Consider the following 14775-nt stretch of genomic DNA (forward strand, 5'->3'; position numbering starts at 1 on the left):
CGGAGCGATACGTCTTTACGCAACTAACCGTCAACTCCTGCCGGCGCCCCCGGACAACGGCGGCCCGGTCAGTTGACCTTCATCCGCTGCAGCTTGTTGTACAGCGTCTTGGGACTGATGCCGAGCAGCGTCGCCGCGCGATGGCGCGTGCCGCCGACCGCATCGAGCGTTGCGCGGATCAAGAGATCCTCGACGTCGGACAGCGGGGTGCCGACCTTGATCTGCACGCTGCTGCCGTTCAGTGCGGCGCCGGCCGCGAAGCTCGCTTCGCCCGCGCGCAGCGTCTCGATGAAGTCGCCGGACGCGTCATAGGCAAAGCGCACGCGCTCCTGCAGTTCGCGCACGTTGCCGGGCCATTCGTAGGACAGGCATTCGCGCACGAAGCCCTGCGCCGCGCGCTTGTCGGTCGTGCCGCGGCCGGTGGCGCGCGCGTCGCGGTTCAGTTCGTCGATGAGGGAATCCGCGATGGCGAGCGCATCGCCGTCGCGCTCGCGCAGCGGCGGCATCGTGATCGATGCCGCATCGAGGCGCAGCCACAGATCCTCGCGCAGCATGCCGTTGGCGACCGCGTCGCGGGCCGGGCGCCGCGTGGTCGCGATCAGCCGGAAGTCGCTCGCGATCGAGCTCGTGCCGCCGATCCGCATGAAGTTCTGCGAGTCGAGCGCATGCAGCAGCGCCTCCTGCAGCACGAGCGGCAGTGCGGTGATCTCGTCGAGGCACAGCGTGCCGCCGCCGGCCTGTTCGAACAGGCCCGATTCGCGCCGCTCGGCGCCGTCGAACGCGCCCCGCTCATGACCGAACAGGATGCTGTCGAGCGACGCGCCGTGACGGCCGGCTTGCGCGATCGTGCGGCAGTCGAACGACACGAACGGCCCCTTGCGGCGCCGGCTCAGGTCGTGCAGCGTGCGCGCGGCCAGCTTCTTGCCGGTGCCGGCCTCGCCTGCGAACAGCACGGCCGTTTCGGTGCCCGCGTTGTGCTCGATCATGTCGTACACGTGCTGCATCGCCTCGCTGCGGCCGACCAGCGCGCCGAAGCGGCCGAGGTGGCGCAGCGACGCGCGCAGCGTCCGCACTTCGTCGATCAGTTCATAGGGCCGCGGAATCCGGGCCAGCAGGCTGCGCAGGCGCGGAATGTTGATCGGCTTCAGCAGATAGTCCCAGATACCGTGACGCAGGCCTTCGATCGCGCTCTCTACCGTCGCGTTGCCCGTCAGCACGATCACCGGCAGCGACCCGTTCGGCTGCTGTTGCGGCAGGTGCTGGAGCAGGTCGAACCCGCTGCCGTCCGGCAGGTTCAGGTCGACGAGGACGACATCGGGAATCGAGCGGCCGAGCGCCATGCGTGCCTCGGCGAGCGACGTGGCCGTGTCGACCGAGAAGCCGTCTGCGGCAAGCAGCGCGGTCAGGCCGGACAGACTGTTGGGATCGTCTTCGACAATCAGGGCGTGTGGCATGGTGGACGCGAGTCGAGTCAAGAGAGGCGGGCTGTCGGCCGTCGAGCCCGCCGCAGCCGCATGTCAGAATAAAAACTGATTTTATGCCCCGCTGCACGCCTGACGGGCATTATTTCTCCATCGCTATAAAACAGTTACCGATGATACAAATTGAATACCTTTAGTGCTGGATTTTGTGTTGCCTATGGTGCCGGAGCGCCCGCTGCTGTTGACGGCAGGCAAACAAAAAGCGCCCCGCGGGGCGCTTTGTTCGATACGGAAATCGCAGGCGATTACGCGCGGCTGCGGTATTCGTTCGTACGCGTATCGATTTCGATCTTGTCGCCGGTGCTGCAGAAGAGCGGCACTTGCAGTTCGAAGCCCGTTGCGAGCTTGGCGTTCTTCAGCACCTTGCCCGACGACGTGTCGCCCTTGACGGCCGGTTCCGTGTAGGTGATCTCGCGAACCAGGATCGTCGGCAGTTCGACCGAGATCGCCTTCTCGTTGTAGAACACGACTTCGCAAGCCATGCCGTCTTCGAGGTAGTTCAGCGCTTCGCCCATCATTTCCGCTTCGACTTCGTACTGGTTGTAGTCGGCGTCCATGAACACGTACATCGGGTCGGCGAAGTACGAGTACGTCACTTCCTTGCGGTCGAGCATGACGACGTCGAACTTGTCGTCGGCCTTGTAGACCGATTCCTGACCTGCGTTCGTCAGCAGGTTCTTCATCTTCATCTTGACGACGGCGGCGTTACGGCCCGACTTGTTGTATTCCGTCTTTGCGATGACCCATGCGTCGCTGCCGATCTGCACGACGTTGCCTACGCGGAGTTCCTGTGCGGTCTTCATAAAAAACTGTCCTGATCCAATCAAATAAATAGATGCTTGAGCGTTGCGCAACGGCTGACGGCGCAAGCGGGAGGTTCCGATGGGCGCCAAGCGCCCCTTGAACGCGAGCGCTTGCGTGGTCAGCCGTCGGATAACCGCTTATTTTAACTGAGATTTTGCGAATTCCGCCAGCTTTCCGGCGAGATCGCCGACGCTCGCCAGTGCATCGGCCCAGCGGGCCGCGTTGGCGTCGAGTGCGGCACGATGCTGGAGCAAATCGCCCCAATCGGGTGTGCCGACGCCATTCCACGCATGCCAGAAGCGCTCGAGCGCCGTGCGCGGCGCGTCGGCGAGGCCGGCCGACAGGTGCGCGAGCGCGGCGTCGAGCTTCGGCAGGTGCGCATCGTCGGCCTGCGGGTAGATGTGCCACACGAACGGCTTGCGCGCCCATTGCGCGCGGACAAACGAATCCTCGCCACGCACGAAATTGACGTCGGCCACCCACAGCAAAGGGTCATAGTCGGCCTGCGGGACGAATGCGAGCCCGTATGCGGTCAGGTTGCCGCTCGTCCCCCGTGCGCCGGCCCCGAACGATTCGACCCCGAAAAAGCGGGCGACGGCCGGAGACACGCGACCGGCCGGCACGAACGCGACGACGGGCGACGGGCTGTCGCGCCACTGCGCGAGCAGCGCGTCGACGGCCGGATTTTCATACGCGAACAGGCTGACGACCGTCGTGCCGGGCGCCGGCGGGGCGTCGCCGGTCGCCTGCCGCCACCACGCGGCACGCGCCGCCGCGTCGGCTTCGAAGGCCGTCCGGCGCGCGTCGAGGTCGCGTTCTTTCAGCACGCCGCCCGTGCCGGCCGACAGCCCCGGGAAGAAGAACGTCTTCAGCAACGGGTAGCGCGGATGCGGCGACGGCCGCAAATGGAAATCGGCGACCCAGTCCTCGGCGCTCAGATATTCGAGATTGATCCACACGGGGCGGCGCGTGCGGCTGGCCATCGCCGCGAGATACGCGCCGGGCAGCTCGCACGCGAACGCCTCGATCACGACATCGGCGATCTCTAGCGCGTCGCCGACTTCCGCATGCCAGTGTTCGACCACGATGCCGTCGAGCGTCTGCCGGGCCGCCTCGGGATCGACTCCCGTCAGCAGCCGCGCGAACGTGTGCAGGTCGTCGATGAAGAGGCGCACCTGCCAGCCGTGTTCGTGCGCGAGCTGGCGCGCGAGGCGCCAGCACACGCCGACGTCGCCGAAGTTGTCGATCACGGTGCAGAAGAGGTCGCATGCGATCGGTTCGTCGGGCGCGAGCGGTGAAGCGGAAGCGGAAGCGGAGGCGGTGCGGGGCATCGAAGCGGGCGGTGAATGCTCTAAACTGGCGATTCTAATGGACCCGTTCCGCGCCACAAGGCCCCCGGATCACGCATGACATCTCCAGAAGCCGTCGACATCCCGTTCGAACCGAAGAAGATCCTCGCCCAGTTGCCGCACATGCCGGGCGTCTACCGCTACTACGACACGGCGGGCGCCGTGCTTTACGTCGGCAAGGCACGCGACCTGAAGAAGCGCGTGTCGAGCTATTTCACGAAGACGCAGCTGTCGCCGCGCATCGCGATGATGGTCACGCGCATCGCGCGCATCGAGACGACCGTCACGCGCTCGGAGGCTGAGGCGCTGCTGCTCGAGAACAACCTGATCAAGGCGCTCGCGCCGCGCTACAACATCCTGTTTCGCGACGACAAGTCGTATCCGTACCTGAAGCTCACCGCGCACCGCTTTCCGCGCATGGCCTACTACCGCGGCTCGGTCGACAAGCAGAACCAGTATTTCGGACCGTTCCCCAGCGCGTGGGCCGTGCGCGAGAGCATCCAGATCCTGCAGCGCGTCTTCCAGTTGCGCACCTGCGAGGATTCCGTGTTCAACAACCGCACGCGGCCGTGCCTGCTGCATCAGATCGGGCGCTGCACGGCGCCGTGCGTCGGCGCGATTTCCGCGGACGACTACGCGATCGACGTGTCGAACGCCGCGCGCTTCCTGCTCGGCCGGCAGTCGGAAGTGATGAAGGAGCTCGAGCAGAAGATGCACGCGTTCGCGGCCGAGCTGAAGTTCGAGCAGGCGGCGGCCGTGCGCAACCAGATGAGTTCGCTCGCGACGGTGCTGCACCAGCAGGCGATCGAGGTCGGCAGCGACAGCGACGTCGACATCCTGGCGGTGGTCGCGCAGGGCGGCCGTGTGTGCGTGAACCTGGCGATGGTGCGCGGCGGCCGGCATCTTGGCGACAAGGCTTATTTCCCGGCGCATGTCGAAAGTGCGTTGACGCTTGCCGAAGGCGGGCTCGGCGACGAAGCCGACGGCGCGGATGGTGCGGACGAAGCCGCCGCGGCGTTGCCCGGCGAGCCCGCGGACGAAGCTGTCGCCGCGCGTGACGCGGCGTCGGCGGCGTCATCGGCATCGTCGGCATCGGTCGAGGCCGAGGTGCTCGATGCGTTCATCGCGCAGCACTATCTCGGCAATCGCGTGCCGCCCGTGCTGGTCGTGAGCCATGCGCCCGCAAGCCGCGACTTGCTCGAGCTGCTGTCCGAGCAGGCCGGTCACAAGGTATCGCTGGTGCGGCAGCCGCAGGGGCAGCGGCGCGCATGGCTGTCGATGGCTGAGCAGAATGCCCGGCTCGCGCTTGCGCGGCTGCTGTCCGAGCAGGGCTCGCAGCAGGCGCGCACGCGCGCTCTCGCGGAGACGCTCAGCTTCGAGTGCGACGATCTCGCAATGCTGCGGATCGAGTGTTTCGACATCAGTCACACGATGGGCGAGGCGACGCAGGCGTCGTGCGTGGTCTACCACCATCACAAGATGCAGTCGGGCGAGTACCGTCGCTACAACATCACCGGCATCACGCCGGGCGACGATTACGCAGCCATGCGGCAGGTGCTGACGCGCCGCTACGAGAAGATGGTCGAGCAGGCCGCGCAGGCGGCGGCCGCCGACGACGCGGCCGGCATCGATGGCGAATCGACGCGCCAGGCCGAGGCATCGAGTTTGTTGCCGAACATCGTGCTGATCGACGGCGGCAAGGGACAGGTCGAGATCGCGCGGCAGGTGTTCACCGAGCTTGGGCTCGACACATCGATGCTGGTTGGCGTCGCGAAGGGCGAGGGGCGCAAGGTCGGCCTCGAGACGCTCGTGTTCGCGGACGGCCGCACGCCGCTCGAACTCGGCAAGGAGAGCGCCGCGCTGATGCTCGTCGCGCAGATCCGCGACGAGGCGCACCGCTTTGCGATCACCGGGATGCGCGCGAAGCGGGCGAAGGCGCGCCAGACGTCGCGGCTCGAGGAGCTCGAAGGAGTCGGCGCGAAACGGCGTCAGCGGCTGCTCGCGCGGTTCGGCGGGCTGCGCGGGGTGGTCGCCGCGAGCGTCGAGGAACTGGCGAGCGTCGAGGGCATCTCGCACGCGCTCGCCGAGCAGATCTACAAGCAGCTTCACTGATCCGGGCCGTGCGACCGGCCGCGCCTGCCCGCGCTCTCGCGTCCTTGTAGCAGGCCGGTCGACACGGCACAATTGCGAATCCCTTACTGACCCGCATGCCATGCCGTTCAATTTCCCGATTTTCCTGACGTGGGTCCGGATCGTGCTGATTCCGCTCGTCGTCGGCGTGTTCTATCTGCCGGACACGGTGATGGGCGGCGCGCACCGCAACCTCGCGGCAGCGGCGATCTTCATCCTCGCCGCGCTGACCGACTGGTTCGACGGGTTTCTCGCCCGCAAGTGGAACCAGACGTCGTCGTTCGGCGCGTTCCTCGATCCGGTCGCGGACAAGCTGATGGTGACGGCCGCGCTGCTGATCCTCGTGCAGATTTCGCGGGTCGATGCGGCGATCGCGCTGGTGATCGTCGGTCGCGAGATCGCGATCTCGGCGCTGCGCGAGTGGATGGCCCAGATCGGCGCATCGAAGAGCGTCGCGGTGAACCAGCTCGGCAAGTTCAAGACCGCGTGCCAGATGGTCGCGATTCCGATGCTGCTGTACTACGGTCCGCTGCCCCTCGGCATCGCGACGATCGACACGCGCGTGTGGGGCGAGTGGCTGATGTATCTCGCGGCGGTGCTGACGATCTGGTCGATGCTGTACTACATGAAGCTCGCATGGCCGCAGATCCGCGAGCGCGGCGGCGCGTGACACGATGTGCCCATTCCATCGCACCGGTTTTTGTAAAAAGGGCTGGAAAAGCCCTTGACACACGAATGTGCCTTCGCCATAATCTCGCTTCTCCGCTGCACGACGAAGTAAGTGTGTGACGGAAGCAGTAGGCAGCAATACGCGGGAGTAGCTCAGTTGGTAGAGCGCAACCTTGCCAAGGTTGAGGTCGCGAGTTCGAGACTCGTCTCCCGCTCCAGATTTTTCTGGCAGCGTGTTGTACGGCAAAGCGCTGCAGATGCAGGACATATGCGGGAGTAGCTCAGTTGGTAGAGCGCAACCTTGCCAAGGTTGAGGTCGCGAGTTCGAGACTCGTCTCCCGCTCCAGATTTTCTGGCAGCGTGTTGTACGGCAAAGCGCTGCAGGTGCAGGACAATGCGGGAGTAGCTCAGTTGGTAGAGCGCAACCTTGCCAAGGTTGAGGTCGCGAGTTCGAGACTCGTCTCCCGCTCCAGGTAATGGGGAAGCCTCGCTTCCCTTTTTATTTGATGGACTGATGGTCCTCGAATAAAAATCTGTCGCTTGCCTTCACGGCATCCGGACAGTCCGCTTTTGGCGCGATAGCAAAGCGGTTATGCAGCGGCCTGCAAAGCCGTTTAGGCCGGTTCGACTCCGGCTCGCGCCTCCAAGTAAGAAAAGAAAAAGCCCTGAGAAATCAGGGCTTTTTCTTTTTCCGGCGCCGTTTTCATCCTTGGAAAGTCGCCCTGGGGTAGTGGGACAGGGTTTGTCATCGGTCGGACACGAAGTTGCTTTTTGCTGTTCGGGTTGTGGTCGGGTGCGCGCCGAGTGTTCAAATGTACCTGTCCGATTTAGTATGCGGAAACCACGCGCCGCACGATGGGCGCGGCTCCTTTTGCGCTGAGGACACCATGCATCGTCGTACGGCGGCCCCCTACGTCATCGTGGCGGTTGGCATCGTGATCGCGTGCGCACTGATGGGCCTGTGCGTGCTGCAGCTATTTCAGAGCCGGAACGACGCATTGGAGCGCGCAAGCGAAACCTCGCGCAATCTCGGTCTGATCGCCGAGCGCGACATCGAGCGCAACTTCGAACTCTACGACCTGTCGTTGCAGGCGGTGATTCAGGGTCTGCAACGGCCTGATGTGATGTCGGCAGCCCCGGCGCTGCGGCGCGGCGTGCTGTTCGATCATGCCATGAGTGCCCCCTTCATCGGTTCGCAACTGGTACTCGATGCGAACGGCGATATCGTTCTCGATTCGGCCAACGACGTGCCCCGCAAGGGCAATTTCGCCGATCGCAAATACTTCACCGTGCATCGCGATAATCCCGATGTTGGACTCTATGTGAGCGATCCGTTCGTGTCGCGCTTGCGCGCTGGCATGCTCTGCATTGTGCTGTCTCGGCGCATCTCGAACCCGGACGGATCGTTCGGCGGCGTCGCGCTGATTGCGATCAATCTCGAGTACTTCCACCAGCTGTTTGCGGGCCTGTCGCTGGGGCAGCACGGTTCGATGTCGCTGATCGGCAAGGACGGCATCATGGTGATGCGTCAACCGTACAACGTCAGCATCGTCGGTCGCGATATCAGCAAGGCTGCGACCTTTCGACGATTTCAGCGTGCGTCGGAGGGCGTATTCTCGGAGACAGCTTCAATCGACGGTGTGCGTCGCCTCTACTATTTCAAGCACCTGCCGAAGTTGCCGCTGATCATCATGGTTGCAGAAGGCGAGCAGGACGTTTATGCCGCGTGGCGGCACCGCGCAGTGACGATCGGCGCACTGGTGGCGACGTTTGGCGTCGCGTTCATCGCGCTGTCGTTCCTGCTCAGCGGGCAACTGCGCCGCCGGATGCGGGCCGAATCCGAGCTGGTGCTGCTGGCGCGTACCGACGGGCTCACCGGCCTGAACAATCGCCGCAGTTTCGGGGAAGTTCTGGATCGCGAATGGCGTCGCGCCAGGCGCACGCATTCCGTCTTCTCGCTGCTGTTCGTGGACGTCGATCGCTTCAAGGCTTACAACGACACCTACGGGCATCAGGCCGGGGACGACGCGCTGGCGGCGGTCGCCCGCTGCATCGGCGAAAACATCCGCCGGCCGGTCGATACCGCGGCGCGCTACGGCGGGGAGGAATTCGTCGTGCTGCTTCCCGATACGCCGCCGGCCGGCGCCGCCCAGATCGCCGAGCGGATTCGTGCGGCAATCGACGAACTGGCACTCGAACATGCCGGCAGCGAGTATGGGCGCGTCACGGCCAGTATTGGCCTCGCCAGCTGGACGCCGGAGCAGGACAATGAGCCCGACGCGGTAATCAAGGCGGCCGACGAGGCGCTGTACTATGCGAAAACGATCGGCCGGAACAGGGTTGCCGCGTTGCAGCCGTTGGACTGACGAGGGATTGCCGGTTTGCCGCTCCACAAACGCGAAAGCCCGCTGAAGGCGGGCTTTTTTGCGTGCTGCAAATTTGCTACGGCAAGGGGCGGGAGTCTTGCAGGATAAGGCTCGCGCTTACCGCGCGTACAAACTGACCATTGTGGATCCAGTTCGCAATCGACGCGCATTGACCAAGGCGTGGCTTTGGTGTCCGTGTGGACACATCATGCCGAATTTCTCTACTTCCGGACCAGACTATTTCTTGGCTCAGGGTCGGGGACAATGGCAGCGCAGGGCTTTGTATCCGCGCGTCATCCGATAAGGCACGCAGGTGCTGCTTGATCCTCGGCGTGACGTCTGCAGGTTATCGTCGGGGCCCTTTCATGGCTTCCGACTCCATGGCCGCGTTCCACTCCTCATTCGCCTCGATGGGATCCATCGCATCGTCAATCGATGCCGCTGCACGTTCGGCGGCGGCTCGCGCTTCGTCTGCCGGGGAGGCGACATCACCGTTCCCGTCCCCGTCTTCGTCCCCGTCACCCGGGGGATGAAGCATGTCCTCGAGCATCGCGCTCAACTCCGGCGTGTCCCAAGGCAGCCCGCGCCGAGTTCGATCGGTTATGTAGTGCTTCACTTCCGCGTCCTGCTCCACCGTAAGCGGCAGGCCTCGGAAAGTGCTTTGAGGGCCAGCGTCAATCATCACATTCTCCTGCTGCGATTGAATTTTCAGTGTACTCGCCAATTGCGGACGCGCGAACCGTGATCGCGACGCTTTCGCGTCGGATCGAACGTGTCGTCTCGGCAGGCACCAGGCGGGCATGAACCGCCGTCTGGGAACAGCGGAAGCCCTTCCATTGGAGCGACAGCTTTGCATCCGGAGCCCGACAGGCAAGCTGTACCGTGCGAAGCATCAAGGTCGCGATCGGTCGTTGCCGCGTGGTCGATCGTCGCGTCAAGACTGTCCGGCTCGCGCCTCCCGCCAAGGAAGAAAAAACCCCGCTTCGGCGGGGCTTTTCCTTTTCCAGCACGTCATTCACGCATCTATTCCACCGGATACGTCAACGTCACCAGCTCGCACTTGGACGTACTTTTGCCGTCGTAGTCGTAAATCACCAGCAGATGCTGGCCCTTGCTGTTCAAGATTGGCAGCGTGATCGCCCGGCGATTCGGGTTGTTGCCACCGGCCGGCTCGTCGGCACTCTGTTTGCGGATTTCGGACTCGAGATCCGACGGCGTGTTGATGCCATTCTCCGGGCCGCGGCTGCGCACCCGGCTGTAGAAGTGAAAACCATTGTCGGTCCAGCCGCGCGGCAGCATGTTGCGCCACTGGTTGTTGGTGACTTCCTTCCACAGTAGATCGGTGTTGCCGCTCAACACGAACGGCGTCGGACACGCGCCGGCCGCGAACGCTTGTCCGCAGAAAAGCGGAAGGGCGGCAAGCGAGCACGCAACGTAGCGGACCGCGCGTCGCGCGAGGCCGGCTTCGTGTCGCGAACCGGGATGGTACGGCAGGGCATGGGGCGTTTTCATACGGCATCCTCCGAGTGATGGATCGGTATGCGACCGCGCTGCGGCCGCTGGGGAATACCGTATCGCTGCCGTTCTCGCGCAAGAATGCGGCGAACGTCACACTCGTCGTCACGGGGCGAAGGTGCGGGGCCGGGGCCCGAGACGCGTAGGGAAAGCCTGGAGGCGTGGCGACAACGCGGGCTTGATCGCGTTATCGCTGCGAGGGCGGTGGTCGTCGTGGCGGGGGCGTCTGCATCGCCCGCGTCAGCGGGAGCCACCGAACCAAGGGCGGTGTCGTCGGGGCGCGCGCCGTCCGCATCGTCCGCGTCAGCGGGAGATCGCCGAACGCTCGGCGATGCCGATCAGTCATCCACCGGCTGCGCGGGCGTGTCGAGCGTCAACTGATAGAACGCCGCATCGAGCCAGCGGCCGAACTTGAAGCCCGCTTCGGTGATCGTGCCCGAGTGCACGAAGCCGAGGCGCGTATGCAGCGCGACGCTGCCGCCGTTGGTGGCGTCGATGCAACCGACGAGCACGTGCACGTCGGCTTCGCGTGCACGCCGGATCAATTCGCGCAGCAGCAGCTCCCCGAGCCCGCGGCCGCGATGGTCGCGGTGCACGTAGACGCTGTGTTCGACCGTGTACTTGAACGCCGGAAACGCGCGGAACGTGCCCCAGCTCGCGAAGCCGACCAGCGTGCCCGATTCATCGACCGCGCCGACGACCGGAAAGCCGTTGGCGCGTTTCGTCGCGAACCACGCGACCATCGCTTCGGGCGGCCGCGGCCGGTAGTCGTACAGCGCGGTCGAGTTCACGATTGCATCGTTCAGGATCTCGAGGATGGCCGCGGCGTGCTCGGCCTCGCTGCAATCGATCAGGCGCACGTCGTCACGCTGTTTCGGGGAATTCATACGGGCTCCTGCGCCTGGCGGCTTTGAACGGATGACACACTCCGCGCGCCGGCGGCGGCGGGAACATCGCAGATCGCGACGACATAGCGCGCGGCCTGCGACGACGGATTGCTGAAAATCAGCGGCTGATCGAGACGCATGGCCAGACAGTCGCCGGCGTGAAGTTCGTGAAGCTGGTCGCCCAGCGTGACGTCGACGCGTCCATCGACGACCCACACCTGTTGATGCAGTGCGCTTTCGCGCCCGCCGGAGTCGTACGCGACGCGCGCGCCGGGCGGGAAATCGACCTCGACGAGCTGGATCGGCGACGGCCAGCCGGGTGGCGACAGATTGCGCCGCACGTAACCGGACGCCGGATCGCGCCATTCCGCCTGTTGCGCGCGCCGCACCAGCGGCTGCGCGGGCGCGTCGTCGCGATCGCCGCCGAACAGACCGGCCAGCGACACGCCGAGACCCGCCGCGAGCTTGTCGAGTACGACGGCCGTCGGGCTTGCCGACGCGCGCTCGATGAGCGAGATCATCGAGCGGCTGACGCCGGAACGCGCGGCGAGCGCATCGAGCGTGTAGCCTCGTAGCGTGCGCAAGTCCCGCACGCGCCGGGCGATGCGTTCGTTGATGCCGGTCTCGTCGACAGGCGGGCGGTTGAATTCCGGCATGATGGATTTATTGTCCAGCAAGATGGAATTCGATGTCAACGGGGTTTCGGCGGAATCGGAACGCTTGCCCGTGCGCCGGCCGGAGCGTAATATACGAAACGACTACACTTCGTTTAATTAGGGTTATATGGGAATCATCAAGATATCCGAGCACATGCATGAACGGCTGCGCTCGACCAGTACCGCGCTGAGCCGTTCGATCAATGCGCAGGCGGAACACTGGCTGCGCGTCGGGATGCTGTCGGAACTCAATCCGTCGCTGTCCTACGGCGATATTTGCCGAATGCTGATCGAGATCGAAGCGCGCGGCGGCGATGCGGGACCGACCGAGTCGGTGGCGCGCGACATCGAGCAGGTGGCGTAATGGCGAAGCGAGAAATCCCGATCCGCGGCGCCGCGGAAATCGACAAGTCGCGCGAGGCCGCGAAGCTCGCGTCCCGGGTGCTGACGATGATCACCGAGCACGTGAAGCCGGGCGTCACCACGGACGAACTGGACGCCCGCTGCCGCGAATTCATCGTCGACGAACTCGGCGCGATCCCGGCGAACATCGGCTATCACGGTTATCCGAAAACCCTGTGCACGTCGGTCAACCATGTGGTCTGTCACGGTATTCCGTCGTCGCGGCCAATGCGCGACGGCGACATCGTGAATCTCGACATCGCGGTGATCAAGGACGGCTGGTTCGGCGACACGAGCCGCATGTACTTCGTCGGCGAGCCGGGTGAACTGGCGCGGCGCCTCGTCGCGACGACTTACGAGGCGATGCATGCGGGCATCCGCGCGGTGCGTCCGGGCGCGACGCTCGGCGACGTCGGCTATGCGATCCAGCAGGTCGCGCATCGCGAAGGGTTCAGCGTGGTTCGCGAGTACTGCGGGCACGGGATCGGCGACGTGTACCACGACGAGCCGCAGGTGCTGCACTATGGCCGCCCGGGCACCGGCGTGCCGCTGCGGCCGGGGATGATCTTCACGATCGAGCCGATGCTGAATGCGGGCAAGCGCGATACGCGCGTGCTGGCGGACGGCTGGACGGTCGTCACGCAAGATCATTCGCTGTCAGCGCAATGGGAGCACATGGTCGTGGTGACGGAGCAGGGCTTCGAGATCCTGTCGGACGACGTGAAGCCGCAGGCGTTCGCGGCGCTCTCCGGCACGCACGCGGCCTGACGCGCGGCAATCCGGACTCAAAGGCACAACGGAAACGGGCCCCGTCGTGGGGCCCGTGTCATTCGTTGGCAGTCGCGCGGGACGGTCGGCCAGGCCACCGTCCGCCGCGACCGGCAGCGTCACGCTGCGAACGCGGCTTAACCGCGCGCCTTCTGCCACGCGTGTTCGACGAACACGCGGCACAGCGCTTCCATCCCGTTGCGGTCCTCGTCGTCGAAACGTGCGGCAACGGGGCTGTCGACGTCCCACACGCCGATCAGCGTGCCGTCGGCGGCCACCAGCGGCACGACGATCTCCGATTCGGACGCGGCATCGCACGCGATATGGCCCGGGAATTCATGCACGTCGCGCACGACCTGCGTCTCGCGGGTCTGCGCGGCCGTGCCGCACACGCCCTTGCCGAGCGCGATCCGCACGCACGCGGGCTTGCCCTGGAACGGGCCGACCACGAGTTCCGATCCGTCGAAGAAATAGAAGCCGGCCCAGTTCAGGCGGTCGAGCGAGTGATAGACGAGCGCGGAGAAGTTCGCGGCGTTCGCGGTCAGGTCGCGTTCCGATTCGACGAGCGCGCGTGCCTGCTCGACGAGCGTCGCATAGTGTTCGGCCTTGGAGGCGTGAGGGTCGTTTGACAGCGTGAACATGGCTGAAATGCGATAAGGGTGGAGAACGGCAGGGTTGTGAAAAGCGCGATGCGCGTCCCGCAGTCTACGGCACGCGCGGCCCGTCTGCAGCGTCCGGTTCGTGGAGCGCGATGCCGAACGCCCCGCGCAGGAGCACGCGAGCCCGCTCAATCGGGTGCGAGTTCGGCGAACCGTTCGGTCAGGAAGTCGAGCAGCGAGCGCACCGCGGGCAACAGTCCGCGCCGCGACGCGAACACCGCGTGCACGATCTCGCGCCGCGGCGCCCAGTTCGGCAGCACGGTCACCAGATCGCCGCGCGCGACTTCGTCGCGCACCATCATCGTCGGCAGCTGCACGACGCCGACACCCGCGACGGCCGCCGCGCGCAGCGCGAGCATGCCGCCCGTCACGAGGCGCGGCTGGTGGTGGATTTCCGCCTGCGCGCCGTCGGGGCCGCGCAGCCGCCATACGTGCGCGGCCTGCGGCACGCCGTGATCGAGGCTCGGCAGGCGGGTCAGGTCGGCGGGAACGGCCGGCGTGCCGAGCTCGCGCAGCAACGCGGGGCTCGCGACGAGGCACTGGCCGCGCTCGGCCAGCACACGCAGCGCGAGATCGCTGTCCTCGAGCGGCGGCGGGCGCACGCGGATCGCGACGTCGATCCCTTCGCCGACCACGTCGACGCGCCGGTTGGTCGCCTCCAGGTGAATCTCGACGCGCGGGCACGCGACCATGAACGCGGCGATCATCGTGCCGACCAGCGAATCGAGCAGCACGACCGGGCAGCTCACGCGCACGATGCCGCGCGGTTCCTCGTGCAACAGCGCGATCGCTTCGTCGGCGGCGTCGGCTTCGACGAGCATCGCGCGACAGTGCGCGTAGTAGGTCTGGCCGACGTCGGTGACGGTGAAACGGCGCGTGGAGCGATGAATCAGCCGCATCCCGAGCCGCGCCTCGAGCAGCGCGATCCGGCGGCTCAGCTTCGATTTCGGCTGGTTGAGCGCGCGCCCGGCCGGCGCGAAGCCGCCGTGCTCGACCACCTGCACGAAGTAATAGAGATCGTTCAGATCCCGTTCTTGATCGTTCATCAAATAGAACGCTGAGTGCGATTTTCGCAGTCTACCGGATCGA

The 14775-nt window shown here is 65.3% G+C and carries 15 protein-coding genes and 4 tRNA genes; 9 read left to right on the forward strand and 10 right to left on the reverse strand.

What is annotated here, in order from left to right:
- Positions 1-68 precede the first annotated feature (68 nt).
- The 3 genes from FFI87_RS05450 to earP all read right to left on the reverse strand — a co-directional run bounded on the left by FFI87_RS05450 (position 69) and on the right by earP (position 3616).
- On the reverse strand, positions 69-1454 hold the full coding sequence (locus tag FFI87_RS05450; protein ID WP_138848049.1) for a sigma-54-dependent transcriptional regulator: 1386 nt from the start codon (positions 1452-1454) through the stop codon (positions 69-71).
- A gap of 272 nt (positions 1455-1726) precedes the next feature.
- Positions 1727-2284 carry an elongation factor P gene (efp, locus tag FFI87_RS05455; protein ID WP_006751871.1) on the reverse strand — a complete coding sequence of 186 codons (558 nt, stop codon included), beginning with the start codon at positions 2282-2284 and terminating at the stop codon, positions 1727-1729.
- A gap of 138 nt (positions 2285-2422) precedes the next feature.
- Positions 2423-3616: an elongation factor P maturation arginine rhamnosyltransferase EarP gene (gene earP, locus FFI87_RS05460; RefSeq protein ID WP_138848048.1), complete on the reverse strand. Its 1194-nt coding sequence runs from the start codon at positions 3614-3616 to the stop codon at positions 2423-2425.
- A gap of 75 nt (positions 3617-3691) precedes the next feature.
- Here earP and uvrC point away from each other — a divergent pair, with 75 nt between their 5' ends.
- The 7 genes from uvrC (at position 3692) to FFI87_RS05495 (ending at position 8799) form a co-directional block, all read left to right on the forward strand.
- Positions 3692-5746 (forward strand): excinuclease ABC subunit UvrC, encoded by a 2055-nt coding sequence (gene uvrC, locus FFI87_RS05465; RefSeq protein WP_138848047.1) that lies wholly within the window; start codon positions 3692-3694, stop codon positions 5744-5746.
- A gap of 100 nt (positions 5747-5846) precedes the next feature.
- Positions 5847-6434, forward strand: coding sequence for a CDP-diacylglycerol--glycerol-3-phosphate 3-phosphatidyltransferase (gene pgsA, locus FFI87_RS05470; protein WP_006757520.1), 588 nt, complete (start codon positions 5847-5849; stop codon positions 6432-6434).
- A 141-nt stretch (positions 6435-6575) separates the two neighbouring features.
- A tRNA-Gly gene (locus FFI87_RS05475) sits at positions 6576-6651 on the forward strand.
- Between the two features lie 52 nt (positions 6652-6703).
- Positions 6704-6779 (forward strand) — tRNA-Gly (locus FFI87_RS05480).
- A 50-nt stretch (positions 6780-6829) separates the two neighbouring features.
- Positions 6830-6905, forward strand: a tRNA-Gly gene (locus FFI87_RS05485).
- Between the two features lie 100 nt (positions 6906-7005).
- Positions 7006-7079 (forward strand) — tRNA-Cys (locus FFI87_RS05490).
- 241 nt (positions 7080-7320) lie between these two features.
- The gene (locus tag FFI87_RS05495) at positions 7321-8799 is read left to right on the forward strand and encodes a sensor domain-containing diguanylate cyclase (protein WP_012363415.1); all 1479 of its coding nucleotides are present in this window, start codon (positions 7321-7323) and stop codon (positions 8797-8799) included.
- A gap of 346 nt (positions 8800-9145) precedes the next feature.
- On the opposite strand, the gene FFI87_RS05500 is transcribed toward FFI87_RS05495, so the two are convergent.
- From FFI87_RS05500 to FFI87_RS05520, 5 genes are all read right to left on the reverse strand, one after another.
- Positions 9146-9481, reverse strand: coding sequence for a hypothetical protein (locus tag FFI87_RS05500; RefSeq protein WP_012363416.1), 336 nt, complete (start codon positions 9479-9481; stop codon positions 9146-9148).
- Positions 9474-9818: a hypothetical protein gene (locus FFI87_RS05505; protein ID WP_138848046.1), complete on the reverse strand. Its 345-nt coding sequence runs from the start codon at positions 9816-9818 to the stop codon at positions 9474-9476. The genes FFI87_RS05500 and FFI87_RS05505 overlap by 8 nt, the downstream gene beginning before the upstream one ends.
- Before the next feature lie 4 nt (positions 9819-9822).
- Positions 9823-10311: a hypothetical protein gene (locus FFI87_RS05510; RefSeq protein ID WP_138848045.1), complete on the reverse strand. Its 489-nt coding sequence runs from the start codon at positions 10309-10311 to the stop codon at positions 9823-9825.
- 341 nt (positions 10312-10652) lie between these two features.
- A complete protein-coding gene (locus FFI87_RS05515) occupies positions 10653-11201 on the reverse strand; it encodes a GNAT family N-acetyltransferase (protein ID WP_138848044.1) in 549 nt (182 codons plus the stop codon).
- A complete protein-coding gene (locus tag FFI87_RS05520; protein WP_138848043.1) occupies positions 11198-11857 on the reverse strand; it encodes a helix-turn-helix domain-containing protein in 660 nt (219 codons plus the stop codon). The genes FFI87_RS05515 and FFI87_RS05520 overlap by 4 nt, the downstream gene beginning before the upstream one ends.
- Positions 11858-11984: 127 nt before the next feature.
- Between FFI87_RS05520 and FFI87_RS05525 the strand changes: the two genes are divergently transcribed.
- Positions 11985-12221 (forward strand): ParD-like family protein, encoded by a 237-nt coding sequence (locus tag FFI87_RS05525; protein ID WP_006751861.1) that lies wholly within the window; start codon positions 11985-11987, stop codon positions 12219-12221.
- Positions 12221-13027 (forward strand): type I methionyl aminopeptidase, encoded by an 807-nt coding sequence (gene map, locus FFI87_RS05530; RefSeq protein ID WP_012363420.1) that lies wholly within the window; start codon positions 12221-12223, stop codon positions 13025-13027. Before FFI87_RS05525 ends, map begins: the two co-directional genes overlap by 1 nt.
- A 137-nt stretch (positions 13028-13164) precedes the next feature.
- On the opposite strand, the gene FFI87_RS05535 is transcribed toward map, so the two are convergent.
- Positions 13165-13668, reverse strand: coding sequence for a GAF domain-containing protein (locus FFI87_RS05535; protein WP_138848042.1), 504 nt, complete (start codon positions 13666-13668; stop codon positions 13165-13167).
- 146 nt (positions 13669-13814) lie between these two features.
- Entirely contained in the window at positions 13815-14732 is a 918-nt protein-coding gene (locus FFI87_RS05540) for a LysR family transcriptional regulator (RefSeq protein ID WP_012363422.1), read from the reverse strand.
- Positions 14733-14775: the final 43 nt, after the last annotated feature.

The sequence above is a fragment of the Burkholderia sp. KBS0801 genome (assembly GCF_005937855.2).
Taxonomy (GTDB): Bacteria; Pseudomonadota; Gammaproteobacteria; order Burkholderiales; family Burkholderiaceae; genus Burkholderia; species Burkholderia ambifaria.